This is a genomic window from Agreia sp. Leaf335 (assembly GCF_001423605.1).
In the GTDB taxonomy this organism is placed as follows: domain Bacteria; phylum Actinomycetota; class Actinomycetes; order Actinomycetales; family Microbacteriaceae; genus Agreia.
The window spans coordinates 304,649-327,886 of sequence record NZ_LMOQ01000004.1; the positions used below are offsets into that span (position 1 = coordinate 304,649).

A 23,238-nucleotide genomic window follows, 5' to 3' on the forward strand; every position below is an offset into this window, starting at 1 on the left:
GGGCGGGCTAAGTCAGCACGATTTCGTCGACGCGCCGATGAGTGGGCGCTCCTGCCCGGCGAGTCCACCCGTTTGTGCTGACTTAGCCCCGCTGGCTCACTCCTGACGCGCGGGCGGCAGCAGCCGGAGGCCGCCCAGGTACACGAGCTCCTCGGCGTCTGCCCTGCGCCGGCGGGTGATCCCCACGAACAGCGCGATGCCCGCTCCGGTGAGGGCCGCCCCGCTCACGAGGATTCCCACGCTCGTCAAAAGCGGCAGTGTCGTTGTGACGAACACGATCACGGCGGCAACGATCGCGGTCGATCCGATCATGATCACGATCGCAGCCCCGGCCACCCGCAGCCGAAGCTCCTGCGCCTCCCACGCCGCCACGAAGGGCTCGGCCAGGCCTCGCTCACGCTCGCCGTCGTCGCGCCGGGCCATCCACGATCGCGCCAGCTTGCGGCGGTGGCGCACGTCGGCGTCGGCCGCGGCGCACCAGCCGAGGTACAGAACGAACGAGAGCAGCATCGCGCAGAGCGCCAGCAGGGCGACGACGTCGTTCGCCTCGGAGCCGAGAAGCCGCGACCCCACAACCTCGAGCACCACGGCCACCGCGATCACCAGTAGGCCCGCCGCGATGCAGCCCACCAGCGCGCGCATCAGCACCCCGCGCAGCCGCGCCGTCGGCGACGGATTCGCAGCCAGAACCTCGAGCGCCTCGGCATCGTCGTCGAGACACTCGCGGTCGAACCGCTCGCTTCTGAGCATCGCGATCAGGCTGCGGATGCCGCCGAACGGCCGCCGGTCCTTCGCCCGCGAGGGCAGCTCCGCGCGCTCTGCCTTGCCATGAGCGGTCGACGCAGTGGGGTCGTTCGGGCTGATGACCCCCTGCGGACCCCTCAACTCCGCCGCCCGGATCAGCGTGTCGAGCTCATCGAGAAGAGTGTCTCGACTCACCCGCGACGAACCTCCGCCCGTCGTGCGCGAGACCGCTGCGGCCAGCTGGCGCTCGGTCAGGGGCGGGATGCCGTCGCCCGCGCGAGCGCGTGCGTCACGCGAGCCGGCGCGAGCGGCTGGCGCCGCGGCATCCGGAACCTCGAGCTGCAGCTCGCTGACGAAAGCAGCGAGCCGACGCAGGTCGGGCGCATCCAAGCCTTTCATCGGGGTGCCTTTGACCAGCACGCGCGAGGTCGCGCCCGAGGTGGAGGTGAAGCGATAGACGACGTAGTCGGCGCCGTTCGAGGCCGACGAGAGAGAGCGCCGCGCCTCGGTGATCGTGTCGAGCGGCACGGTACGGCGACGCAGAGAGAGTGCATGGTGGCGGAGAGATACCGTTTGTGCGCTGGGGTTCCACTCGATGACGTCGTAGGCGAGGCTCACGCCGAGCAGCAGTCCGGCGGTGAAGAGGAGCCAGACCGAGAGCACTCCGAGGGGCCAGCTCAGCTCGCCCGCGCCGAGCACGTCGAAGGGAATCGACGCGACCGAGCCGAGCAGGGCACCGATGGTGCCCGCAGACAGCACGATGAAGCGCAGATTGACGAGGCCTGGATGCGTGCCGATGCGCACGGTGTCATCGTCGCGGGCGGGCATGGCTCAACGGTCGCAGAGTGCGGGAGCGCTGACAAGCTGCTCGCAGCCATATTAGGAACACTCCCTCTTTCACTATGAAGTCACCTCGCCGTCTGAGGCGTGGGATCATTGCCCCATGACGGATGAACAGGATCGAGTGGGCGAGCTCCTGCGTGATTTCATCGTCGGGTACGGCGAGCTCACCCGTCACATGGGTGAATCCATCGATCTTCCCGCGTCGGATGCTGCCGGTCTTGCCGAGATCGCGATTGCTGCCAGCGAGGGGGAGCCGATGACACCCGCACGCCTCGCTCGGCATGTCGGGCTGACGTCGGGTGCGACGAATGCTCTGATCAACCGGCTGGAACGCCGTGAACTGGTGACGCGGAGTCGCGAGAGTGACGACCGCCGCATCGTCACGCTTCGTCCGACACCCCAGGCTGCTGCGAGCGTCGGCGAGTTCGCCGCGCAGGCGGGGGGTGGACTCGAGGAAAGCCTGCGGGCCCTGGATCCGACATCGGCTCGCATCATCGCAGGGTTCCTCAGCGATATCACCAGCAGCATTGACGAGGCCAATAAGAGATTGCGCAATGCGCGCCGCTGACGCGTCCACTTGCCAGATTGATTCATAAAGAAGTCACTTCACGGTGAAGTAAACGTGTCATACTGATCTTCTGCACACGCAGAACCGATCAGAAAGCAGTTATGACATGCCTGAATCCCACGCCGTGATCTCCGGAGCCAGCATCGCTGGGCTCTCCGCCGCATTTTGGCTTCGCCGGGTCGGCTGGCGCGTCACCGTCATCGAACGCGCGAACGCGTTTCGCGACGGCGGCCAGAATGTCGACGTACGCGGAATCGCTCGCGAGGTGCTCACCCGCATGGGACTGTTCGATGCCGTCAAAACGCAGAACACCACGGAGATGGGCACCGTGCTGGTCACCTCCACGGGCAAGGTCAAGGCTGAACTGCCCTTCGGCGGTGAAGACGGAGCGACAGCCGAGCTCGAGGTGCTGCGAGGCGACTTCGCCCGCACGATCCTCGACCATCTGCCGGATGGTGTCGAATTCATCTACGGCGACACGATCGCCGAGGTCTCGGACGTGTTCGACGCCGTGGACATCAGCACGGTCGGCGGGCTGTCACTGCGAGCGGATCTGCTCGTCATCGCAGAGGGTGTGCGGTCTGCCACCCGAGACAGGCTCTTCGGCGACGTGGTCGACCAGAAAGAGCTCGGCGTCAACATGGTGTTCGGCACCATTCCGCGCACCCCGACCGACGACAATCGGTGGCGTTGGTACAACGCGATCGGCGGGCGACAGATTCATCTCCGGCCCGACAACTACGGCACCATCCGTGCGATTCTCGCCTACTCGCGCGGGGAGGACCTCAAGGGCCTCGACCGAGCCGGCGCCCTCTCGGTCGTCAGGGCCCGCTACCAGAATGCAGGGTGGGAAGCGTCCCGTATTTTGGACGCGTTCGATACGTCTGACGACGTCTATATCGACCAGCTGACCCAGGTGCGAATGAGCACCTGGCATCGAGGCCGTGTCGTGATGGCGGGAGACGCTGGCTGGTGTGTAACCCCTATGGGCGGCGGGGGCGCATCCCTCGCGCTTACCAGTGGATACGTGCTCGCCGCCTACCTGTCGACCAATCCACACGACTTCGAGACGGCCCTCACCTCGTACGAGAAGTGGCTCCGCCCGCTGGTTGACGACGTTCAGAGCCTGCCTCGGGGGCTCCAATACTTCGCCTACCCGCAAACGAGACTCGGTTTGGCGGCCCGCGGGGTCGTCGACAAGGTGATCGCGTCGCGCTTGTTGAGGCCTATCGCGGCAAAGCTGACCCGAGTCGCGGAAACCAAGCAGGTTCTTCCTGCACTTCGCGACGCCGACGAGTAAGTGACGCCGCTGGCGCGCTCAACAGGATGTTTTGACGAAGAGCTGGCGTGTCCTCGGCTGGGCGGCGGCGTGGTGGCGATCCGCCCTGTAATAGCTAACTAGGGGCTCAGTCGTCGAGAGCGTCGAGTTCGTCGAGTTCGTGGTTGATGCTCGCTCCACGGGAGGACAATAATCCCGGGGCAGCGTGAGTGCTGCGCAACTTGATCCGTCTCAGGGGTCCGGGACAAAAGTGTCCTCAGTTAGCGGGCCACGGTACGCGGCTGCTTACCAGCACGCGCTCGTGAGCTTTGAATCTGCGCCGATGCGCGGGTCCACGACGACGGACGACGTGATCATGTGCAGCTCGTTGATGTCACGATGGATTGATGCACCCTCTCATTCGCCCCGCCACGGCCGCGGACGCCGGCGAGCTCTCGCGGGTCAGCCTCACCATGTGGGACGAGGCGTACGGCGAGATGATCGATGAGGAAGCATTGCGTCGACGCCACGACGAGCCTGCGGATTCTCGCGCTGCGCGGTGGGCGGAGCGCATAGCCAGCGACGAGGTGCTCGTTGCCGTCGACGATGACGCAGTGGTCGGCTTTGCCCGAGTTGCCATCACGCCGAAAACGGAACTGCTCTCGCTCTATACGCGGCAGAGTCACTGGCGCTCGGGGCTCGGAACGCGATTACTGACCGAAAGCCTGCGGGGAGCCACCGCAGAGTTGTGGGTATTCGAGGGCAATGCGCGAGCGCAACGCTTCTATGAGCACCACGGATTCTGTCTCGACGGGCAGAGGCGAGAGGACCCGCCCTACGGGTTCGAGGTGCACATGGTTCGATCCCGCACGTTCGACAGGACGTATTGACGCAGGGGCGGTCTGTCCTCGATTGGGCGGCGGCGTGGTGGCGATCCGCCCTGTAATAGCGCGGGCGCGGGTCAGTCGTCGAGAGCGTCGAGCTCCCTCAGAGCGTCGTTCGCCCGATCGATCCGGTCGTGTTCGGGCGAGTCCCACCAGTAGGGGCCGCGCTCGCCCAGGCCGTGCTTCGCCAGGCCGGTGCGCCGACGAGCTGCGGCCACTGCCTCGTCGTCGCCCGCCTTCTTCGCGGTGCGCACGCCGGAGCGACCCCGGCCGAGGTGACTCTTCAGCCGAGCGAGAGTGTCGTCATCGAGAACGGGGTCTGTGCGACGCCACTTGCGGCCATTGATGACCAGCCAGTGAGCGTCGTCGACAGACCCCGTCTCAGACACGTTTTTCGTTCTGACTTCTTCGTGCGTGAAGGCGGCGCTAGGCCGCGATCAGCTCGGGCTGTGCAGCCCACGAGCCGGAGGGGTTCTCCACGGGAGTCCCATCTGGCTCGGTTCCCTCTTCGGGGTCGATCTCGTCGGGCTTGGGGGTGTGCTCGGGGCGAGGGTCACTCATCGTCTGCTCCTCCTCCTGATGCGGTGTCTTCTCCGCTTTCGGGGTTGCTTCCGTCAGATCCCGAGCCATCGGGAATCTCTTCGGCATCCGGCTTCTTGGATTCATTCGTCGTCATGCGTGCTCCTTTCCATACGCGACGTTACGCCCGTCGCCCCGATGGCGTCAGGGGTTGACGAGTCAACGTGCGAGCAGAGCCCGCGCGCTGCGGGTGACGAGGTCGCGATCGGTGGTGAGCACGAACTCGTAGAGGCCCTCGCGATGCCGCGACGGGTCGATCTCCCTCGCCGTGAGCGCGGCGGCGTAGTCGGCGGTGAGCAGAACGACGTCCCACTCGGCGGCCAGCGGGTCGGCATCGTCGACCGTCACACTGCGGGCCGGATGCGGGAGGGCGGCCGACGCGCCGGTCGAGTAGGCCGTCAGCAGGCATCCGGATTCGATCAAGCGGTCGTAACGCCGCCGCGTGTTCTCGGTGATGTTGTCTTCGGACTGGAAGGTCGAGAGCAGCACCGCCGAGTCGCCGGCCGCCAGGGCTCGCTCCTCGAGAAGGATGCTGACCTGCACGAGCATGGCGCGGTCGCCGACGCGCAACGGCGTGCTCGCCGCGACGACGCCGAATGGAGTGACGTCGCTCGAATCGCGTTCTCGTATCGCGCTGTGCCGGCCCGGCCCCGACGATCGAACGGTGACGCCGGGGGCATCCTCTGCGGTTTCGCTCGGCTTGCCGAAGTGCCAGCCCTGGGCCACGGATGCGCCGAGCGCCCGCGCCCTCGTGATGTGCTCAGCGGTCTCGACCCCCTCGGCCAGAACGAGGGCACCGCTTCTCTCGGCGTACGCCGCGACCGCGGTCATCATCGCCGCGGTGGTGCGGTCGGGCTGGCGGCGGATGAGATTCATGTCGAGCTTCACGATCTCGGGTGCCAACAGCGGGAGAAGGGCGAGCGAGGCGGGTTCGGCGCCCAGATCATCGATGGCGATGAGGTGGCCGGCGGCACGCAGGGCGGCCGCGGCGGTCAGGAGAGCTCCCGGATCGGCGGTGAGAGCCCGCTCGGTGATCTCGATGACGAGCGGGGGAGCGCTGAGCAGTGGCGCGGTGATGAATCCGTTGGCAAGGCTGATCGGTTCGACGTTCACGAAGAGGGAGTGCGGTGTGAGGAGCCCCTGCGCTGCCGCGGCGCGCAGGGCGGACTCGATGAAGAGCGAGTCGAGATCGTCGGCCCTGCCACTTTGATAGGCATCGTGCAGGAGTCGATCCGGCGCCACCGGCACCCCGTACGACGACGCACGGCTGAGCGCCTCGTGAGCAACGACCCGACCGGTATCGATGTCGACCACGGGCTGGAAATGGGTCATCAGACGATCGATACCGAATGTCTGCATGCTCCTATTAAGACAGGAGTCACGGGAGATCACCTATTCGTGTCTCAGCCCCGGGCCCGGCGCGACGGTTGGGAGCATGTTTCGGCATGAGATGAAGCACCGCTATTCAGAGCGTTCTTACTCAGCGGGGAGCGGCGGTTCCGATTCGGCGACGGTGAGTCCTCGGATGACCCCGGCGACGGCGGCGCGCTGAGTGCGGGTCGGGTCGACATCGACAGGCGCTTGACTCACCGCTCCCACGTGCGCGGCCACGACGGCCTTCGCCAGGAGGGACGGCTCGACGACGGGAACTCGCCCGTGCGCTGCGGCAAGAGCGATGAATCGGCTGCCCAACTCGTCGGCGACGTGCTCGTCATCGATCATCATGCTCTCGGCGAAGGACGTGTCGGCTGCCGCTTTCGCCAAGAGTACAGCGCGCAATGAGAACCACTCCCGCCCGGCGGGGAGCGAGCCCAGAAGTTGGCCTACCGCGTCGTCGAGGGTTGCTTCGCGTCCGGGCTCTGCCAACTGCTTGTCGAGAGCGGTGTGGAGCCGCTCCCAGACAATCGCCGCTTGCTCCTGGTGTAGAGCGAGGTACAGCTGATCTACCGACGAGAAGTTCGAGTAGAAGGCTCCCCGTGTGAAGCCGGCACGACTGCAGATCTCTTCGACGCTCTGTGTGATCGTGCCGGTCGCCTCGAACAATGTCGCCGCGGCTGACAGGAGTCGTCGACGAGTCTCGCTTCTGCGCCGCACCGGAGTGGGCTCGCCCTCGTTCATGGCGTCAGCCTACGTGTCGTGGACGGGCCCGTGCGATTTTCGATACGATATGCATTGAGTACATATCGTATTGAGAGGGCTCCGGATGAATGATCGGCAACGCACGTGGAACGTTCGCGGATGGATACCCCTGGTTCTTGTCGCGCTCATGGGCGGGGCTCTCGCCTGGCTCAATGGCGCGCCATGGTGGGGATGGATCCTCGTCGGCGGGGTCGTGACCGGGGCGTACTTCTCAGCTCGGGTCTGGAGGCGCCGTCGGTGGTTCGTCCGTGGAGCGGCCTGGCTGGCGGTGACGGGTCTCGTCGTTGCCGTCGCCCTGACAGCGGGCCCGATCCCAGGAACGCGGACCATCGATGGTCCGCACACGGACCCGGTCGCGACGGCGCAGGGTGACGTGATCGGACTTCGGGACGACGATGCCGAGGTCGACGTCTTCGCGGGGATTCCCTACGCCGCTCCACCGGTCGGAGACCTGCGATGGCGTCCGCCGGCTCCGGCGCTCGTGCGAACGGAACCCCTGATCGCGGACGACTTCGGGCCGTCAGCCATCCAGAACGAACCCACGTTCACCACGCGAGCCGCGACCCGCTTGCTGCACCTGCCGCTCGAAGAGACGCTGCTCGGAGGCTACGCAGTCGACGAGGACAGCCTTCGGCTGAATGTCTGGCGTCCGGCGGAGGCATCCGAGGCTGATCCTCGCCCCGTGCTGGTGTATCTGCATGGCGGATCGTTCGTCGGGGGCTCGGGCTCCCTGCCTGCTTACGACGGCACCGCTCTCGCTTCAGGGCAAGAGGCGGTCGTCATCACCCTCAACTACCGGCTCGGGGTGTTCGGGTTCCTCTCCGACGATGCACTCGGCGGTTCGACGCCGGGCAATCAGGGGCTCCTCGACCAGCTCGCGGCCCTCCGCTGGGTGCACGACAACATCGCCGCCTTTGGTGGCGACCCGAGCCATGTCACCGTCGCCGGAGAATCGGCCGGGTCGGGCAGCGCGTGCATCCTCGGTGCATCACCTTTGGCGGCCGGTCTCCTTCACGGCATCATCGGGGAGAGCGGGGGATGCCTGGGAACCGAAGGCGACCGTGAAGCCGGCGACCTGTACGACAGTGCCGAGCGAGCCCGCGACGCAGCCCGCGAACTCAGCGATGCTCTCGGCGGTGCGACTCTCGCCGAGATGCGAGCGATGCCCGCGGCACGAATCGCGTCCGCAGCCAGCGGCCTCACGGCGCACTGGTGGCCATCCATCGACGATGTCGTACTGCCTGAGACGCCATCCGCCATATACGACGCGGGTCGACAGAACGACGTCCCGCTTCTGCTTGGCAGCAACAAGGATGAAACCTCCCTCGACAGGATCAGCGGGATCGACTCGAATCCGGAGACCTACGTGCAGGAAGTCCGTGACGAGCACGGTGATGATGCAAACCTTTTTCTCGAGCTGTATCCCGGACGCGACCCCGAGCAGGTCGTCGCATCACGTATCCGCGCCAGCACGGATCAATCGATGACCGCTCCTATGCGACGGTGGGCGATGGCGGCCGCCCAGACCGGGCGCGCTCCCGTCTACGCCTACTACTTCACTCGAACCCCACCGGATCCAGATCTTCTCGAGTACGGCGCCTATCACGGCTCGGAGGTGATGTACGCCTACGGCAACCTCGGCGCCGACGGCGACGCCGAATACACAGACGTCGATTACCGACTCGAATCAGAGATGACCGGGTCGTGGATCGCCTTCACCTCCAGACACGACCCGAACCATTCGGGGATCGATCGCTGGCCCTCCGTGCAAGAGGCTCCGGATGTCGTGCTCGAGTTCGGTGACGTCACCTCTGTCGCCCCGCGCCCCTCCCCGCAGGCTGTCGACTACTGGCTCGACCGATCTGGATGACGAAGTCGCCGATCTCGCCGAAAACTGGCGGTTGCAACGTTGGCAAAGATTGGACATAGTGATCAGTGCGTTGGCGCGTTCTCCAATCGAAGGATAATAATGTCGTTATTCGAACGCCTCAGGCGCGAGCCACGAATCGCTGCAATCACCGCCATATTGTTTGGTGCAGTCATGATCGCCGGTTCCGTGAGCGGATCTCCAATTGCCGCGGACGCCGCGCAGGCGGGGCAAGTTCTGTATTCTCCGAATCTCAGCGCGTTTCCCTCCGGCACGGTCGGCTACCCGCGCGCGATCCGGGTAGACCACGACGGCTCATCCGCACAGACGATGCTCGCAACGTTTGCGCAGAGCGGTCACAACGGTCCGGGCACTATGCCGATCTACCGCAGCACAGACGCCGGGGCGAGCTGGAGTCAGATCTCGTCGATCTCGTCGAACACGACCGGTTGGACTATCGAAGCGCCGACCATCTTCGAGGTGCCTCGAACGATTCCGGGCCTCAACCAGGGAGACATTCTCGCGGCGGGAACCGCGTGGTCCACGGGGAACTACACGCAGCAGAAGGTCGAAGTCTTCCGTAGCACAGACAAGGGTCAGACCTGGAGCTACCTATCGAACTGCACCCAGACCTCCGGGCTTCCGAACTCAATCGGGCACGGCATCTGGGAGCCGAGCTTCCTTGTCGCTGACAACAACACGCTCGCCTGCTTCATCTCTGACGAGCGACCCGCGAACTCGGCGACGAACAATCAGAGCATCGGCCACTACACATCGACGAACGGTGGCGCATCGTGGAGTGCAAGCGCCACGCCGGATGTCGCTTTCCCCGCCGACAATCTTCGCCGTCCTGGCATGCAGACGTTCGCCGAGCTGCCGAACGGACAGTTCGTGATGTCGTACGAGATGTGCCGCGACGCTACCAACCCCGATCACGCCTGCGAGGTCTACATCAAGTTCAGCGATGACGGGCTCAACTGGGGCTCGCTGGGCAACGCGGGAACGCTGGTCGCGACGTCCGATGCACGCGAGCTGCTTCACACGCCCTACGTGTCATGGGCGTCGGGCGGAGGTCCGAACGGAACGTTGCTGATCTCGGGCCAACGCGTTGTGTCCGGGCCCACCGGAAACAAGACCGTTCTTGCTGAATCGGGCACCGTTCTCTTTCAGAACACGAACCTGGGCGTGGGCCCGTGGACTGAACTGGAGGCGCCGGTGACGGTGAATCCTACGGGTGGCTACGCGCCAGGCGCGCCGTCGTGCCCGGGCTATTCGACGCCCGCGATACCGCGTGAGGACGGCACCGGCTTCGTGTATTTCGCAGCAACGCTCAAGCAGGGTACGCAGTGCGAACTGAAGTTCGGAATCGGTAGCCTTACCGGCCGCACTGGCGCTATCAAGACCTCCACGGGCAAGTGCCTGGATGTCGACACCAACACCGCGGTGGCAGGACGCGTCGTGCAGCTTTATACCTGCGGCATTGCGGAGGGTCAGCGGTGGTCGGTGTCAGCGAACGGAACTATTCGCTCGTTTGGAAAGTGTCTCGATATCTCGAACAACGGCACCGCCAATTTCAGCCCGGTGCAGCTGTGGGACTGTCTTCCCAACGCCGGCGCCCAGCAGTGGGTACCGCAGCCGAACGGAAGTCTGCGCAATCCGCAGTCCGGCAGGTGCCTCGACGTTCCGCAGGCGAACTACACCGATGGAACCGATCTGCAGATCTATGACTGCAATGGTCTGGCGACCCAGGTGTGGAGCCTTCCCGCCTGAGCCGCTCAACGAGGTCTATGCCCCGGACGTGCGCGTTCGGGGCATAGACCGTCCGTGCGCAGATGTCGTCTTCAGGCGGTGCTCTCCCGCACGATGAGGCGATGGGGTGCGACGACCTCGACGGCCTCTCGGCCGGGGTCTGCAATTCGTTCCACGACTCGGGAGACCGCCTGCGATGCGATGTAAGGCGTATCGAGTGAGATCGTACTGAGGGTCGGTCGTGAGAACCGACCCTCCTCGATGTCATCGACTCCGATGACGGCGATGTCCTCCGGCACTCGTCGGCCGGCATCGAAGACAGCACGGATGGCGCCCATCGCAAGGAGGTCGGAGTAGCAGAAGATCGCGTCGAGCTCGCGGCCCGAGTCCAGGAGGTCGCGGGTGGCGAGATACCCCTCGGTGCGGCTGTAGTGCGCGGCCGGGCGCGTGAGTTCTGGCACGAAGTCCAGGCCGGAATCGTGCAGAGCATTGCGGTAGCCCGCTGAGCGCTGCTGCGGGGTGGCATAGCCTTCGGCCGGTTGCGCACCGAGTGCCCCGATATGCGTCCTGCCCGCACCGGTCACATGCATAACGGCGTCGTGTGCCGCTTGCACGTTGTCGATGGCGACGTGGTCGAATCGTCCGTCGAAGTCGTGCTCTCCAAGCAAGACCAGAGGTGTGCCGCCATCACCATTCATGTCACTCAACTCGGCTTTTGTGACAAGAGGGCTGAACAAGACGCCGTCGAACAGCATGGAACGGTTGCCGCCGGTCAAAAGGTCGCGCTCGCGCTGATGATCATGGCCGGTCTGGTCGATCATCACGCGGTAGCCGAGTTCGCCCGCCGCATTGATCACGTCGCGCGCGAGCTGACTGAAGTAGGGCACGTCGATCTCGGGAACAACGAGTGCCAGCACGCCGGTGCGCCCTGTTCGTAGGGTGCGGGCGACGTGGTTCGGTCGGTAGTCGAGCTCATCTATCGCCTTGTTGACCCGGGCACGCATCTGCTCGCTCACATGCTCATAGCCGCTCACGACATTCGACACGGTGCGGATGGATACCCGGGCACGCTCGGCGACGTCACGGAGTGTAGCGGGCATGCGGTCGCCTCCTTCAAAACGGTCTCGCCAGCATATCGTTTGCATCGTGAGCAAACGCGGGATATGCTTTTGCACACGTTGGCAAACGCATCGCCACACAGTCACAAAGGAGTGTCTCTTGCACCAGCACCTACCCAGATCGGCAACTCGAGCCATCGCGCTCGGGCTTGCGGCCGCGGTCGCCCTCGGGCTCACGGCGTGCGGACCCGACATCGGATCCGCATCCTCGACGAATGCCGACAGCAACCTGCTTCAGCTCCCTGCCGAAAAATCACCGTCCGGCGAGATCACCATCTGGGACAGGTCGGGCGACCTCTATGGGGTGTTCGATGAAGCCATCGCCGATTTCAACAAGAAGTACCCCGATGTCGTGGTTCATCACGAGGCCGTCGACATCGACGCGAAACTTCAGAACACGCTCATCACGGGTACGGACGTTCCAGATGGCGTATTCCTCGACGACGCGAAGATCGCCGGTTTCTCCGACTACCTCTTGGATCTCACCGACGTTCTCGCGCCCTACTCCAAGCAGATCGCACCTCAGAAGCTCGACGTGAATTCGGTGGGCGGGGGCATCTACGGGGTGCCGTTCGACTCCAACCCCGGTCTGCTCTACTACAACGCCGCGGCACTCGAGGCCGCAGGCATCGACGCCACGAAGATCACGACGTATGACGAACTGCTGGAGGCCTCTCGCGCCTACAAGGAGGCCGTGCCATCGGCGGCACCGATCCACCTCGAGCAGGCCGGGTTCCTGAGCCAGCTGCAGCTCGAGATGTATGCCAGCCAGCTCGGAACAAGCATCGCGGATGCCGATGGTCAGCTCAGACTGGACAGCCCCGAATACAAGCAGATTCTGACCTATCTCGACACGGTGCAAAAAGAGGGCCTCGGCACACGCGCCGAATACTTGAGCCCGACCGATATCGCCGAACTCGAGAACGGCAACCAGGTCTTCTATCCCTGGGCCATCTGGTTCGACTTCGCGCCGCAGCAACTGCTCACCCAGACGAAGGGCGACTGGCGGGCCATGCCCCTTCCTGCATGGGAAGACGGCGGAGCACGCAGCGGAGCGATGGGCGGCTCGTCGTTCGCCATCCCGCGTGACGGAAAGAACTCCGAGCTCGCGGCCCTGTTCTACAGCTTCCTGATGTTCGACGAGGCGGGTTACAGCGCCGTCTGGGGCGCGAGCGATGTCTACCCGACCGGCCTCAACACCTCGATTCCGAGCTACCTTCCGGCCGCCGACCCGAAGGCTCCCCTGTTCGAGCCTGTTCCCGCCCTCGGTGATCAGGATCTGTGGGCGGTCGCCACCAAGGCCAGCACGGAGATCCCCGCGAGCGTTCCGACACCGTCGTGGTGGGGAGGCGCGGTCGACTACCTCGGCACAGACCTGCAGCGCATGCTCGACGGTGATCTGACTCCCGACGAGGTGCTCAAGCAGGCCACCGATGACATCCAGTCCAATCTGATCGACCGGCAGTAAGGGCGCACGGCACACGATGACGACGATGACTGCCGCGCGAGCCCGGCGAAAACTGGCTCCCTACCTGTTCGTGCTGCCGTTCGTAGCGGTATTCATCGCCTTCAGTGTCTACCCGCTCATCTTCACCGCCCGCCTGAGCTTCACCAATTGGAGAGGCACGGGCGCGGCGGAGTGGGTCGGATGGGACAACTACACCTACTTGCTCACGAGCCCGGGGTTCTGGAACTCGCTCGCCAATTCCGGTGTCCTCTGGTTGTTGATCATCCCGGCGCAATTGGTGATCGCGTTGATCGCCGCCGTGCTCCTCGACAACGCCAAGCTGCGCCTGCGCGGGTTCTACCGGGTGGCGTTCATCGTTCCGTTCGTCACTCCGCTGGTCGCCGTGGCACAGATCTGGGTGGTGGTGTTCGACACGAACTACGGCGCCGTGAACGGTCTCCTCGGGTTGGTGGGGCTGCCGGATGTCGGCTGGCTCAGTACAAGTGAATGGGCGAAACCGACGCTGGCCCTGCTCTTTCTCTGGAAGACGACGGGGTTCATCATCATCATCCTGTTGTCGGGGCTGCAATCGATCGACTCGGCAGTGTACGAGGCCGCCTCACTCGACGGGTCGAGCCGCCTGCGCACTCTGTGGAGCATCACGGTGCCCCTGCTGCGTCGCACCCTGATGTTCGCCGTGATCCTGCAGACGCTGGCCGTGTTCCAGATGTTCGCGGAACCGTTCGTAGTGACCCAGGGCGGACCGTACAACTCGACCACCACCGCGGGCTACTACCTCTACAACCACATCACGCGTGCAGATCTCGGCACGGGAGCAGCGAACTCGTTCCTGCTCGTGATCATCGTGATGGCCCTGTCGCTTGTGTTCGTGCGACTGCTTCGAGCGAAGGACTGAACGCATGACCTTACTCACCCGGCGAGCGCCGATGGCGAATGCCGAAGCCGCGACCGGCGCGACGCGCACCACACGTCGGAGCCGACCCGCCATCGGCTCGCAGCTCTTTCTGGTGCTGCTCACGGTCGCATTCCTTTCACCCGTGGCATGGGCGCTGCTGTCGGCGTTCAAGCCGGCGAACGACATCATCCGTTCGCCGCTCGCGTTCGACCCGTCGACGTTCACGCTCGACAACTATGTCGCGATGTTCCAAGACGTGCCCATCGCATCCGGATTCATGAACACGGCGATCGTGCTCGTGTTCAAGGGCGCGATCACCGTGTTCTTCGCGCCCCTGGCCGCATTCGCGTTCGCGAAGTACACCTTCATCGGCAAGAACGTGATCTTCGGCGCAGTGCTGATCAGCCTGATGCTGCCCACGATCGTGTTGATCATTCCCCTGCTGCTCGAAATGAAGGAGCTGGGGTGGGTGAACACCTATCAGGCGCTCATTCTGCCGGGAGCGGTCGACGCCTTTGCGATCTTCTGGATGCGGCAGGTGATCAGCGCGGTGCCCGACGAACTGCTCGACGCCGCGCGGGTCGACGGCTGCAGCGAATTCGGCATCTTCTGGCGAATCGTGCTGCCGGTCATTCGCCCCGGACTCGCTGGACTCGCGGTGCTGACCGTGATGAACATCTACAACGACTTCGTGTGGCCGGTTGTGATCGCCTCGTCGGAGCGCATGGCGACGCTGCAGGTCGTACTCTCGACCCTCTCTCAGAACATCACCGGCAACCGGATCGGTGCCGACTACGCGACGGTGACCGGCGAGCTTCTCGCCGCGAGCTCTATCGCACTCATTCCGCTGCTTGTGCTCTTCATCGCCTTGCAGCGTCATTTCATCAACGGAATCCTCGCTGGAAGCGTGAAGGGCTGAACCACACATGACACTCACCACAGACATCGCACCCTCGTCTCCCAATGACGAGAGGGCCTCGGTGACCCCGAAATCCGAATACCCGCGACCCGACCTCGACCGGTCGGAGCGGTGGCTCAGCCTCAACGGGTTGTGGGACTTTTCTAGCATCGATGGCTCGACCCGGATCACCGTTCCCTTTGCCTGGGAGACGCCCGCGTCGGGAGTCCAGCGCACCTGGCTCGAGTCCGCCACCTACAAAAGAATCGTGTCGTTGCCGTCGTCGTGGGCCGGCTCGCGCGTCGTGCTCTGCTTCGGAGCGGTGCACCACCGGGCGGCGGTCTCGATCGATGGTGTCATCGTCGGCGAGCATGTGGGCGGGTACACCTCGTTCGAGTTCGATGTGACCTCGCACGTGCACGCGGGATCAGACTTCACCGTCGAGGTGGCGGTCGAATCACCGGCAGACAAACGGTCGATCGTGCACGGCAAGCAGCGGTCTATTCCTCGGGATGACTACGACGGGGTGTCATTCACGCCCACGTCGGGAATCTGGCAGAGCGTGTGGATCGAGGCGCGCGGCCGCACCTACGCGCAATCGGTGACGCTACGCGGTGACAGCCTCACAGGGATCGACGTCGCCGTCGAGCTGGCTGGTGATGCGCCTCGAGACGCGCCCGTTCGCATCCAGCTGTTGGGTGCCCGGGCTGGCGAACCGATCGTGCTGGAGTTGACCGGCAATGCGGAAGGGACGGCGACGGGCCGCATCGAGTTGCTCGAGCCTCGCCTGTGGTCGCCGGTCGACCCGCACCTCTATCGGGTCGAGGTCAGCGTCGGCGAGGATGCTGCGGCCGACCGAGTCGTCGCGACCACCGGCCTGCGCTCAATCGAATCGCGCGACGGGCTGCTGTATCTCAATGGCGAGCGCCTGTTCTTGCGCGGTGTGCTCGATCAGGGCTATTGGCCCGACACCGGCCTGACCGCACCGAGCGACGAGGCCCTCGTCGATGACCTGTACCTGGCCCGAGAGCTCGGCTACACAATGGTGCGCAAACACCTCAAACTCGAAGAGCCGCGATGGCTCCACCGCGCCGATGAGATCGGCATGCTGGTCTGGGCGGAACCGGCCGCGCCGAGCCGGTTCAGCCCAGAGGCCGCAGCTCTGTTCGAAGATCAACTCGAGCCGATGGTGGCACGCGACGGCAATCATCCGTCGATCGTCGTATGGGGCCTCTACAACGAGGAATGGGGACTCGACTGGGACATCCCGGGCAGTCGCCGACGCGCCGACGCGGCCGTGCACGCCTACGACAGAATGGCGAGCATCGACCACACGCGGCCCCTGGTCGAGAACTCCGGATGGGCGCATGTGAAGAGCGACATCGTCGACTGGCACTACTACGAGCCGAACCCGGCAATCTGGGCCGCAAGTGTTCGCGACCTGGCCTCGGGTGAGCGGGAGACGTTCCCGGTGAAGCTCGGGCCCGACTTCGTGGTCGACAAGAGCCTCTACGGCTCAGCCGACTTTCCTCGCACGGGAGTGCCGCTTCTCAACAGCGAGTACGGCGAGGGCTACACAAGCCTCGAACGAGCCTGGCACCTGCGCTGGCAGACCCAGGAATTGCGCCGTCACGCGCGTTACTCGGGCTACGTCTACACCGAGCTCGCCGACGTCGAGCACGAGAACGCGGGCCTGCTCGACGCCGCGCGTCGGCGAAAGGACTGGGGCGGACTGCAACCCGCCGATGTCAACGCCGACACCGTGCTCGTGATCGACCTCGTTCCCCGAGCTGCGGGTGCGGATATCGAGGTACCCACCGAGCCTTTCGATCTGGTGCTGCACGTGTCGCATCACGGTCGGCATCCGGTGGGCGGTCGGCTCTCAGCCGAATGGATCGCCGCTGGGTCGCCACTGCCCGATGCTCTCGTGGCGACCACCACGGTCGATGTTCCGCCGGTGGAGCCCTTCGAGTTGGGGTCACCGATCGTAATCACCATCGAACCGCCGACCGCTGCGGCCCGGCTGGCTCTGCACTTCGTCGATGCTGACGGCGCTGTGCTCGCACGCAGCTTTGTCGACGCTGCACCGGTCGAACTGCCGAATCGTCGAGGAGCACGTCTCGGCGACATCTAAGCTGTGGCGCGCGTCTCCTGCCAACGCGGCGCGCGCCACTCTTGGGGTTCCAAATCGCGCATCCCGACGAGCGCCGAGAGCGAACCTCGACGCTGGCCGGGCGTGCCGAGTACGTCGAGCCCTAGTGTCTGAGTCATCACTGCTCTCGAAAGGACTCCACCATGCAACTGCTCTTCGTGCACGGCGCGCTCGTTCGTGACGGAGCCTGGTGGTGGCGGCCCGCAGCCGACCTGCTCGAGCGGCGCACGGGCATCCGGAGTCGCGCCGTGGCGCTGCCGTCGTGCGGCGAGCGTGCCGCGGGCGAAGGCGAGAGCGATTCGGATGCCGCGGGCGGGCTCGTCGCGGACGCCGCGGCGCTGCGCCGCGAACTCGACAACAGCGACGAGGTGATCGTGGTCGGTCACTCCTATGGCGGAACGGTCATCGCCGAGGCCGGAGCGCACCCCGCCGTGAAGGGCCTGTTCTATATCTCGTCGTATCTACCCGACATCGGCCAGGCGCAGGGCGCGATCATGAGTGGCGAGCCCGACCCGGTGTCGATCGCCGACAACGGCGATGGCACGCTCGGTGTCTCGGGCTACGACGTCGCGTCGTTCGGGGCGCGGTTCCTGCAGGATGCCGATGCGGCGACCCAGCTCGAAGCGTGGCAGCGCGTCACGGCTCAGGATGCGAGCGCGTTCGTGACTCCGACGACCGCGGTCGGATGGCAGGGAGTCGACTCGACGTACCTCGTGTGCACGCACGATCGCAGCACCTCACTCGATCTGCAGAGGTTCCACGCGGCGCGCGCCACCCGTTCGGTCGAGGTGCAGACCGGGCATCACCCGTTCATCACTCGACCGGAGCTCGTGGTCGACGAGCTGGTCAGGCAGGCCCGGCCGAAGCGAGGGCCTGCTTCAACGTCGCGTTTGCCGTGACCCACTCCTCGGGGTCCTCGTCTTCCCACAGCTCGGTCAGCTCGCTGTCGGGAGACGTGGCGGCGGTCAGCGCGTCGAGTGCCAGAGCCACGAGGTCGGCATCGGGGCGACCGGCTCGCTGCGCGAACGACGCTACGGACTCGGTGTAAGCATCCGTCTGCGTCGGTCGGTCGAGGCCGTGCGCGACCACCTCGGCTGCCGCGATCGCGATGACCGCGTCGTCTGAGTCGACCTCGGTCTCGCCTGCGACCGTCGTCAGCGCCTCGCGCACGATCGACCAGTCAGGCGCTTCGGCCAGGTCGTACGCCCAGTCGCTCGCCGAGTCGCTTCCGAAAGGTTGTCCGCTCCAGGTGCCCATGGCTCCACGATAGAACAGTCGTCGCGGTGAGGACATAGGCGACCTGCTCAGCGACCTTTCATCAGACGATCGACTAGTGGTTGCTACGGTGAGACCCATGAAGCCGACCGCGACGAGATCGCCCCTGTCCCGCGAGGACGCATCGAGCCGCATCACCGCCTACGTCTACGGCAACGTCGTGACGCTGGCGACGGTCGCCGCGCTCACGACCGCCAGCGCGAACAGCGGGCTGGGCTTCTGGTACGTGCTGGCGACCTCGTTCTCGACGTTCCTCGTGCACACCTTCGCCGAATCCATCGGGCGTCGCGCACGCAGTGACGAGCCGCTGACTCCGGCGATCATCCGCGCCGAGCTGCGCGACTCCCTGCCCGTGCTCACCTCGGGTTTCGTGCCCGTCGCGGCGTTGGCGCTCGCGTGGGCGACCGACGTGCCAGGCCTGCTGGCTCAGATCGCCGCCATGGCCTACCTCATCGTGCGTCTCGCGCTGATCGGCCCGGTCGTGGCCTCGATTCGCAGCGAACCCGCGTCGTTCCGTACATTCGTCGCGGGCGTTGGGCTCGCGGTCGTCGGCGTGGGCATCGCGCTCATCAAGGTCACGCTCAGTTCGTAGGGTCGCCGGGCCGAGCTGTGGGGCCCGGCCGTGGGGCTCGGCCCGGATGCATCGTGACGGCATCCGGGCCGGGCTCGGCATCAGGCCGAGATGTCTTTCAACCAGGCCGCGACACTACGGGGCTGCAGGTTCAGCAGCGACTGCGCGCTCGTCTCGCTCGAGATGAGCTCCTCGGGCTGGGTCGCACGCCACCGGTACGAATCGACGACCGGCGTAGCGGACGCTTCGCCGAAGAGCGGAATTATCGCGCGGAGGAAGTCGTCGGGCGACTGTGCTTCGAAAGTGACGGTCTTGCCGGAGTGCTCCGAGAAGCCGGCCGCGAGGTCGTTACCGAGGAGCCCGGGCAGAGCCCCGACCTCGATCACGCCCGTCACCTCGGGGTCGGCGATCAGACGCGCCACGACGTCGGCGACATCGAGATGCGAGCTCCACGACACGCGGTAGTCGTCACGGATCGGGTAGCGGAGAATTGCCTCTGCCTCGATGCCCGCGGTCACGACGGGCAGCAAGAGGTTCTCGAGGTACAGCTTCGGGGCGACGATCGCCACCGAGACGCCCGTGGTGCGCAGGCCGTTGACGAGTGTGTCGATGGGGGTCTCCTCGCCGGCCGGGGCACCGAAGGGATATCCGCTCGTCGAGACGACGACGCGAGCGGGGCGTGCTCGACGAACGGCTTCGACGATGGTCTCGGCGTGCTGGCGCTGCAGCTCCATCGGACCGATCGGAAGGTGGGCGAAGATCGCGTCTGCTCCCGTGTAAGCCTCGGCAAGCGAGTCGACCGACGACAGGTCGACGGCGATCGCTTCGGCGGGGCCGCTATACGAGGCGGGAGTGCGAACGGCAGCGATGGGGGACTGGCCTCGGGCAAGGAGGGCGGCGACCACAGGGGCGCCCTGGGCGCCGGTGGCGCCGTGGATAATTGTTGTCATACCTCATTAGTGCATACGATGCACCAGTTACGTCAAATGCACTATAGGGTTTTGGTCATGACCTTCTCGAACGAGCCGTGGCCTGAATGCGGCATCGCGCGCTTTCTCACTCTGCTCGATGGCCCGTGGGCGACGCTGATCGTACGCAACCTGCTTCACGGCCCTGCTCGGTTCGGCGAGCTGAAAGACGGTCTCGTCGGAATCAGCGCCCACACCCTCACGAACCGGCTGAGGCGCTTCGAAGAGAACGGGCTGGTCACCCGCACCTCGTACCCCGAGATCCCGCCGCGCGTCGTGTACGAGCTGACGCCGCTCGGCCTGCAACTCGGCCCGGTGTTGGAGTCGATGAATGCCTGGGCATTGACCGTGCCCGAGCTCGAAGACGCGGAGTAGCTCTTTCGGCAGGCCCCGCCGCCTCGCGGGATAGTCTGGACTCACTGATGGTCGGAGACGCGTGATGAGTTCGAGGTGGGCGCGAGTCGCGCGCGGGTTCCTCGTCGCCGCCTTCTCCGTCTTCGTGGCCATGTTCTCGCACGCGATCGCCGGCGGTTCTGCTCCCGGCGGCGTCGGCCTGGGGCTTGCTCTAACGTTCGCCACTCTGGCGAGCATCGCGATGGTGGGCAGGCGTCTGAACGTGGTTCGCATGACCGCGTCGGTCATCGCGAGCCAGTTCGCCTTCCACCTGTTGTTCTCTGTCGGAGCCTCGACGACCTCGACATTCCACCAGGCCGGCCACCACGGCGTGGTCTCGGTGACGACGGGTGCGGCGGGCACCGGCACGCAGATGACTCACGGCGACGCGTCGATGTGGGTCTGGCACGCGGTCGCCGCCGTGCTCACCATCGCCTTCCTCTGGCGCGGCGAACGCGCCGTCTGGCGGGTGCTGGCCACGGCATCCCGTCGTCTCTTCGTGGTTCTGATCGGCACGCTCGTCGGTGTGCCCGTGCGCACGACCGGCGCCGCGCTCGCGGCCGTGCCGGCATCCGTTCGCACCCTGCGCGACGACCTCGGGGTCGTGCTCTCGGCGCTGAGGCACCGCGGTCCGCCGGTCGGTGCGCTCTCCGCCGTCTCCTCCCTGGTCTAGCGCCGCTCTCTGCGACGCGCGCCTCGGCGGGAGTCGTCCCCCTCGATTCCGCAGATCATCTGCAGCCGGGCACGCGCGAACGCGCGGCTCTCAGCCTTCCGTCCGGCCGCGCAACCAGGAGCATCCGTCGTGACCCAACAGACAGACGTCGACACCACACGAGGCGAGATGACGACACGCACCGTGTCGCTCGCCCACATCGGCTGGATCGAGATCGTGCTGCTGCTGTGCGTGCCGGGCAGTGTCGCCCTCGCGCTCGCCGGCATGGTCTACACCGGCGCGTTCACGAACATCCTCATGGACCCCGGGGTGCTGACGACCCGAGGCCTGCCCATCGCCCGAGTGGTGCACGACGCCGCCGCCGCCGTGACGATCGGGCTTCTCGTGCTGGCGTCGGTGGCGTTACCCGGGCAGAAGAAGGTGCCCGGCGTCGTGAGCTACACGCAGTGGACTGCCGCGCGCTGGGCCGCCCGATCGGCCGCCGTGTGGGCCGCAGCAGCGATCGTGGGCCTCTTTCTCACCGCGTCGAACGCCATGGGCCCGGTCTCGTCGTCGGTGTTCACGACCCAGTTCATCTTCTTCGCGACCGAACTCGAACTCGGTCAGTCGCTGCTCGTGTCGATCGTCTGCATCCTGATCGCCTTCGTGACACTCTTGCTGACCCGGCGCGTGTCGTGGGTTGCCTTCGCGACGGTCATGAGCATCCTGTCGTTGCTGCCCCTGTCGCTGTCGGGCCACGCCGCCGGATCAGACGAGCACGCCAACGCGGTCAACAGCCTGGCGATCCACCTCATCGGAGTCACCGTCTGGGCGGGGGGACTCACGGCCCTCATTCTGCTGCGGCGACGGTTGGGGTCGAGCCTGCCCGTCGTCGTGGCTCGCTACTCGCTGCTGGCCGGGTGGGCATTCGTGGCCGTCGCGGTGTCGGGCACAATCAACGCGATGCTGCGCCTCTCGTCACCCGCAGATCTGCTGGGCGGCTACGGCCTGCTCATTCTCATCAAGATCGTGATCCTCGTTCTTCTCGGACTCGCCGGAATCTGGCACCGACGGCGGGTCATTCCGCAGCTCGTGCGGCACCCCGATCGTCCCTCGTTGTTCGCCCGCCTCGCGGTCGCCGAGATCGTGCTGATGGCCGTGGCCATGGGTGTCTCGGTCGCCTTGTCTCGCAGTCAGCCACCCGTGTCGCAGGAGCCCGTCGGCGCCGGCGACACCCGCCGCGGGCTGCTCGGCTTCCCATTTCCCGAGCCCGTCGACACCTGGCGCATGCTCACCTCGGTGCACGTCGACTGGCTGTTCCTCTCGGCCGGCGTCGTTCTGGCCGGGCTGTACATCGCCGCAGTCGTTCGGCTGCGTCGGCGGGGCGACGCGTGGCCCGTGATGCGCACGGTCAGCTGGGTGGCCGGATGCGTCGGGCTGATCTATACGACCAGCGGCGGCCCCGGGGTCTACGGCGCCGTTCACTTCAGCACGCACATGATCCAGCACATGGGACTCATGATGTTCGTTCCGCCGCTGCTCGTTCTCGGTGGACCGATCTTGCTCGCCCTGCGGGTTCTGCCGAAGCGGCACGACGGCAGCCGCGGGCCGCGCGAGTGGATTCTGATCATGGTGCACTCGCGCTATCTCAAGGTGCTCTCGTACCCGGCCGTCGCGGGAGTGATCTTCGCCGGCAGCCTGGTGGCGTTCTACTACACCGACTGGTTCCAGTACTCGCTGCAGACCCACCAGGGGCACATCCTCATGTGTCTGCACTTTCTCGCCAGCGGCTACCTGTTCTTCTGGGTGCTCATCGGAGTCGACCCCGGACCGGGCCGGCCGAGCTACCCGCTGCGGCTCATCCTGCTGCTCGCGACGCTGGCGTTCCACGCCTTCTTCGGCCTCGCCATCATGTCGGCCACGAACGTGCTCGCCATCGACTGGTGGCACGCCCTCGGCTACACCGACACGGCGGCGCTGCTCGCCGATCAGCAGGTGGGCGGCGCGATCGCGTGGGGCGCGGGTGAGCTTCCGGTCGTGCTGGTCGCCCTGATGGTGGTGCGGCAGTGGGTGGTGTCAGACGAGCGCACGGCGAAGCGCACCGACCGCACGGCAGACCGCGACGGCGACGCCGAGCTGCGCGCCTACAACGAGCGGCTGCTGAAGATCGGCGACCGCGATCGCCGAAGCGGAGACGCGTAGAAGGATCGCCTGGCA

The 23,238-nt window shown here is 65.7% G+C and carries 23 protein-coding genes; 14 read left to right on the forward strand and 9 right to left on the reverse strand.

The window, feature by feature from the left end:
* Nucleotides 1-96: 96 nt before the first annotated feature.
* Complete coding sequence (locus ASF79_RS15910; RefSeq protein ID WP_055856874.1) at nucleotides 97-1,572, reverse strand: hypothetical protein; 1,476 nt, start codon at nucleotides 1,570-1,572, stop codon at nucleotides 97-99.
* A gap of 115 nt (nucleotides 1,573-1,687) precedes the next feature.
* Here ASF79_RS15910 and ASF79_RS15915 point away from each other — a divergent pair, with 115 nt between their 5' ends.
* The 3 genes from ASF79_RS15915 to ASF79_RS15925 all read left to right on the forward strand — a co-directional run bounded on the left by ASF79_RS15915 (nucleotide 1,688) and on the right by ASF79_RS15925 (nucleotide 4,303).
* A complete protein-coding gene (locus ASF79_RS15915) occupies nucleotides 1,688-2,155 on the forward strand; it encodes a MarR family winged helix-turn-helix transcriptional regulator (protein WP_082466407.1) in 468 nt (155 codons plus the stop codon).
* Between the two features lie 106 nt (nucleotides 2,156-2,261).
* Nucleotides 2,262-3,455 (forward strand): FAD-dependent monooxygenase, encoded by a 1,194-nt coding sequence (locus tag ASF79_RS15920; RefSeq protein WP_055856878.1) that lies wholly within the window; start codon nucleotides 2,262-2,264, stop codon nucleotides 3,453-3,455.
* A 365-nt stretch (nucleotides 3,456-3,820) separates the two neighbouring features.
* Nucleotides 3,821-4,303, forward strand: coding sequence for a GNAT family N-acetyltransferase (locus ASF79_RS15925; RefSeq protein ID WP_055856882.1), 483 nt, complete (start codon nucleotides 3,821-3,823; stop codon nucleotides 4,301-4,303).
* Between the two features lie 71 nt (nucleotides 4,304-4,374).
* Here the strand turns inward: ASF79_RS15925 and ASF79_RS15930 are convergent, their stop codons facing one another.
* The 5 genes from ASF79_RS15930 to ASF79_RS15945 form a co-directional block, all read right to left on the reverse strand.
* Entirely contained in the window at nucleotides 4,375-4,686 is a 312-nt protein-coding gene (locus ASF79_RS15930; RefSeq protein ID WP_055856883.1) for a hypothetical protein, read from the reverse strand.
* A gap of 37 nt (nucleotides 4,687-4,723) precedes the next feature.
* Complete coding sequence (locus tag ASF79_RS17815; protein ID WP_268750591.1) at nucleotides 4,724-4,858, reverse strand: hypothetical protein; 135 nt, start codon at nucleotides 4,856-4,858, stop codon at nucleotides 4,724-4,726.
* Complete coding sequence (locus ASF79_RS17820; protein ID WP_268751151.1) at nucleotides 4,851-4,973, reverse strand: hypothetical protein; 123 nt, start codon at nucleotides 4,971-4,973, stop codon at nucleotides 4,851-4,853. The genes ASF79_RS17815 and ASF79_RS17820 overlap by 8 nt, the downstream gene beginning before the upstream one ends.
* 62 nt (nucleotides 4,974-5,035) lie before the next feature.
* Nucleotides 5,036-6,235 (reverse strand): EAL domain-containing protein, encoded by a 1,200-nt coding sequence (locus ASF79_RS15940; protein WP_055856888.1) that lies wholly within the window; start codon nucleotides 6,233-6,235, stop codon nucleotides 5,036-5,038.
* A gap of 117 nt (nucleotides 6,236-6,352) precedes the next feature.
* A complete protein-coding gene (locus tag ASF79_RS15945) occupies nucleotides 6,353-6,994 on the reverse strand; it encodes a TetR/AcrR family transcriptional regulator (protein ID WP_055856892.1) in 642 nt (213 codons plus the stop codon).
* A gap of 85 nt (nucleotides 6,995-7,079) precedes the next feature.
* Here ASF79_RS15945 and ASF79_RS15950 point away from each other — a divergent pair, with 85 nt between their 5' ends.
* Both ASF79_RS15950 and ASF79_RS15955 read left to right on the forward strand, forming a co-directional pair.
* The gene (locus ASF79_RS15950; protein ID WP_082495992.1) at nucleotides 7,080-8,885 is read left to right on the forward strand and encodes a carboxylesterase/lipase family protein; all 1,806 of its coding nucleotides are present in this window, start codon (nucleotides 7,080-7,082) and stop codon (nucleotides 8,883-8,885) included.
* A gap of 39 nt (nucleotides 8,886-8,924) precedes the next feature.
* The gene (locus tag ASF79_RS15955; protein ID WP_235500793.1) at nucleotides 8,925-10,652 is read left to right on the forward strand and encodes a sialidase family protein; all 1,728 of its coding nucleotides are present in this window, start codon (nucleotides 8,925-8,927) and stop codon (nucleotides 10,650-10,652) included.
* A 71-nt stretch (nucleotides 10,653-10,723) separates the two neighbouring features.
* On the opposite strand, the gene ASF79_RS15960 is transcribed toward ASF79_RS15955, so the two are convergent.
* Nucleotides 10,724-11,731 (reverse strand): LacI family DNA-binding transcriptional regulator, encoded by a 1,008-nt coding sequence (locus tag ASF79_RS15960; RefSeq protein WP_055856904.1) that lies wholly within the window; start codon nucleotides 11,729-11,731, stop codon nucleotides 10,724-10,726.
* Nucleotides 11,732-11,849: 118 nt separating this feature from the next.
* Between ASF79_RS15960 and ASF79_RS15965 the strand changes: the two genes are divergently transcribed.
* The 5 genes from ASF79_RS15965 to ASF79_RS15985 all read left to right on the forward strand — a co-directional run bounded on the left by ASF79_RS15965 (nucleotide 11,850) and on the right by ASF79_RS15985 (nucleotide 18,061).
* On the forward strand, nucleotides 11,850-13,217 hold the full coding sequence (locus ASF79_RS15965; protein WP_055856909.1) for an ABC transporter substrate-binding protein: 1,368 nt from the start codon (nucleotides 11,850-11,852) through the stop codon (nucleotides 13,215-13,217).
* Nucleotides 13,218-13,242: 25 nt separating this feature from the next.
* Entirely contained in the window at nucleotides 13,243-14,112 is an 870-nt protein-coding gene (locus ASF79_RS15970; RefSeq protein WP_235500794.1) for a carbohydrate ABC transporter permease, read from the forward strand.
* A 4-nt stretch (nucleotides 14,113-14,116) separates the two neighbouring features.
* Nucleotides 14,117-15,031 (forward strand): carbohydrate ABC transporter permease, encoded by a 915-nt coding sequence (locus ASF79_RS15975; RefSeq protein ID WP_235500795.1) that lies wholly within the window; start codon nucleotides 14,117-14,119, stop codon nucleotides 15,029-15,031.
* A 7-nt stretch (nucleotides 15,032-15,038) separates the two neighbouring features.
* A complete protein-coding gene (locus tag ASF79_RS15980; protein ID WP_055856917.1) occupies nucleotides 15,039-17,144 on the forward strand; it encodes a glycoside hydrolase family 2 protein in 2,106 nt (701 codons plus the stop codon).
* 161 nt (nucleotides 17,145-17,305) lie between these two features.
* Entirely contained in the window at nucleotides 17,306-18,061 is a 756-nt protein-coding gene (locus ASF79_RS15985; RefSeq protein ID WP_055856922.1) for an alpha/beta hydrolase, read from the forward strand.
* Here ASF79_RS15985 and ASF79_RS15990 read toward each other — a convergent pair.
* Nucleotides 18,009-18,419 carry a DUF4259 domain-containing protein gene (locus ASF79_RS15990; protein ID WP_055856925.1) on the reverse strand — a complete coding sequence of 137 codons (411 nt, stop codon included), beginning with the start codon at nucleotides 18,417-18,419 and terminating at the stop codon, nucleotides 18,009-18,011. The genes ASF79_RS15985 and ASF79_RS15990 overlap by 53 nt on opposite strands.
* A 97-nt stretch (nucleotides 18,420-18,516) precedes the next feature.
* Here ASF79_RS15990 and ASF79_RS15995 point away from each other — a divergent pair, with 97 nt between their 5' ends.
* Entirely contained in the window at nucleotides 18,517-19,029 is a 513-nt protein-coding gene (locus ASF79_RS15995; protein ID WP_082466404.1) for a hypothetical protein, read from the forward strand.
* An 80-nt stretch (nucleotides 19,030-19,109) separates the two neighbouring features.
* Here the strand turns inward: ASF79_RS15995 and ASF79_RS16000 are convergent, their stop codons facing one another.
* Complete coding sequence (locus ASF79_RS16000) at nucleotides 19,110-19,958, reverse strand: SDR family oxidoreductase (protein ID WP_055856928.1); 849 nt, start codon at nucleotides 19,956-19,958, stop codon at nucleotides 19,110-19,112.
* Between the two features lie 57 nt (nucleotides 19,959-20,015).
* Between ASF79_RS16000 and ASF79_RS16005 the strand changes: the two genes are divergently transcribed.
* From ASF79_RS16005 to ASF79_RS16015, 3 genes are all read left to right on the forward strand, one after another.
* Complete coding sequence (locus ASF79_RS16005) at nucleotides 20,016-20,351, forward strand: winged helix-turn-helix transcriptional regulator (RefSeq protein WP_055783160.1); 336 nt, start codon at nucleotides 20,016-20,018, stop codon at nucleotides 20,349-20,351.
* Between the two features lie 64 nt (nucleotides 20,352-20,415).
* Entirely contained in the window at nucleotides 20,416-21,042 is a 627-nt protein-coding gene (locus tag ASF79_RS16010) for a hypothetical protein (RefSeq protein WP_055856931.1), read from the forward strand.
* A gap of 129 nt (nucleotides 21,043-21,171) precedes the next feature.
* Nucleotides 21,172-23,223: a cytochrome c oxidase assembly protein gene (locus tag ASF79_RS16015; RefSeq protein WP_235500796.1), complete on the forward strand. Its 2,052-nt coding sequence runs from the start codon at nucleotides 21,172-21,174 to the stop codon at nucleotides 23,221-23,223.
* The last annotated feature ends 15 nt before the right edge of the window (nucleotides 23,224-23,238 follow it).

Bases quoted from the DNA above. Each gene is read 5' to 3' on its own strand.
- ASF79_RS16005 (WP_055783160.1), top strand. From the start codon at position 20,016: ATGACCTTCTCGAACGAGCCGTGGCCTGAATGCGGCATCGCGCGCTTT.
- ASF79_RS15940 (WP_055856888.1), bottom strand. From the start codon at position 6,235: ATGCAGACATTCGGTATCGATCGTCTGATGACCCATTTCCAGCCCGTG.
- ASF79_RS15950 (WP_082495992.1), top strand. From the start codon at position 7,080: ATGAATGATCGGCAACGCACGTGGAACGTTCGCGGATGGATACCCCTG.
- ASF79_RS15910 (WP_055856874.1), bottom strand. From the start codon at position 1,572: ATGCCCGCCCGCGACGATGACACCGTGCGCATCGGCACGCATCCAGGC.
- ASF79_RS16010 (WP_055856931.1), top strand. From the start codon at position 20,416: ATGAGTTCGAGGTGGGCGCGAGTCGCGCGCGGGTTCCTCGTCGCCGCC.
- ASF79_RS15990 (WP_055856925.1), bottom strand. From the start codon at position 18,419: ATGGGCACCTGGAGCGGACAACCTTTCGGAAGCGACTCGGCGAGCGAC.
- ASF79_RS15920 (WP_055856878.1), top strand. From the start codon at position 2,262: ATGCCTGAATCCCACGCCGTGATCTCCGGAGCCAGCATCGCTGGGCTC.
- ASF79_RS15995 (WP_082466404.1), top strand. From the start codon at position 18,517: ATGAAGCCGACCGCGACGAGATCGCCCCTGTCCCGCGAGGACGCATCG.
- ASF79_RS17820 (WP_268751151.1), bottom strand. From the start codon at position 4,973: ATGACGACGAATGAATCCAAGAAGCCGGATGCCGAAGAGATTCCCGAT.
- ASF79_RS16000 (WP_055856928.1), bottom strand. From the start codon at position 19,958: ATGACAACAATTATCCACGGCGCCACCGGCGCCCAGGGCGCCCCTGTG.
- ASF79_RS15915 (WP_082466407.1), top strand. From the start codon at position 1,688: ATGACGGATGAACAGGATCGAGTGGGCGAGCTCCTGCGTGATTTCATC.
- ASF79_RS15980 (WP_055856917.1), top strand. From the start codon at position 15,039: ATGACACTCACCACAGACATCGCACCCTCGTCTCCCAATGACGAGAGG.
- ASF79_RS15945 (WP_055856892.1), bottom strand. From the start codon at position 6,994: ATGAACGAGGGCGAGCCCACTCCGGTGCGGCGCAGAAGCGAGACTCGT.
- ASF79_RS17815 (WP_268750591.1), bottom strand. From the start codon at position 4,858: ATGAGTGACCCTCGCCCCGAGCACACCCCCAAGCCCGACGAGATCGAC.
- ASF79_RS15970 (WP_235500794.1), top strand. From the start codon at position 13,243: ATGACTGCCGCGCGAGCCCGGCGAAAACTGGCTCCCTACCTGTTCGTG.
- ASF79_RS15985 (WP_055856922.1), top strand. From the start codon at position 17,306: ATGCAACTGCTCTTCGTGCACGGCGCGCTCGTTCGTGACGGAGCCTGG.
- ASF79_RS15975 (WP_235500795.1), top strand. From the start codon at position 14,117: ATGACCTTACTCACCCGGCGAGCGCCGATGGCGAATGCCGAAGCCGCG.
- ASF79_RS15960 (WP_055856904.1), bottom strand. From the start codon at position 11,731: ATGCCCGCTACACTCCGTGACGTCGCCGAGCGTGCCCGGGTATCCATC.
- ASF79_RS15925 (WP_055856882.1), top strand. From the start codon at position 3,821: ATGCACCCTCTCATTCGCCCCGCCACGGCCGCGGACGCCGGCGAGCTC.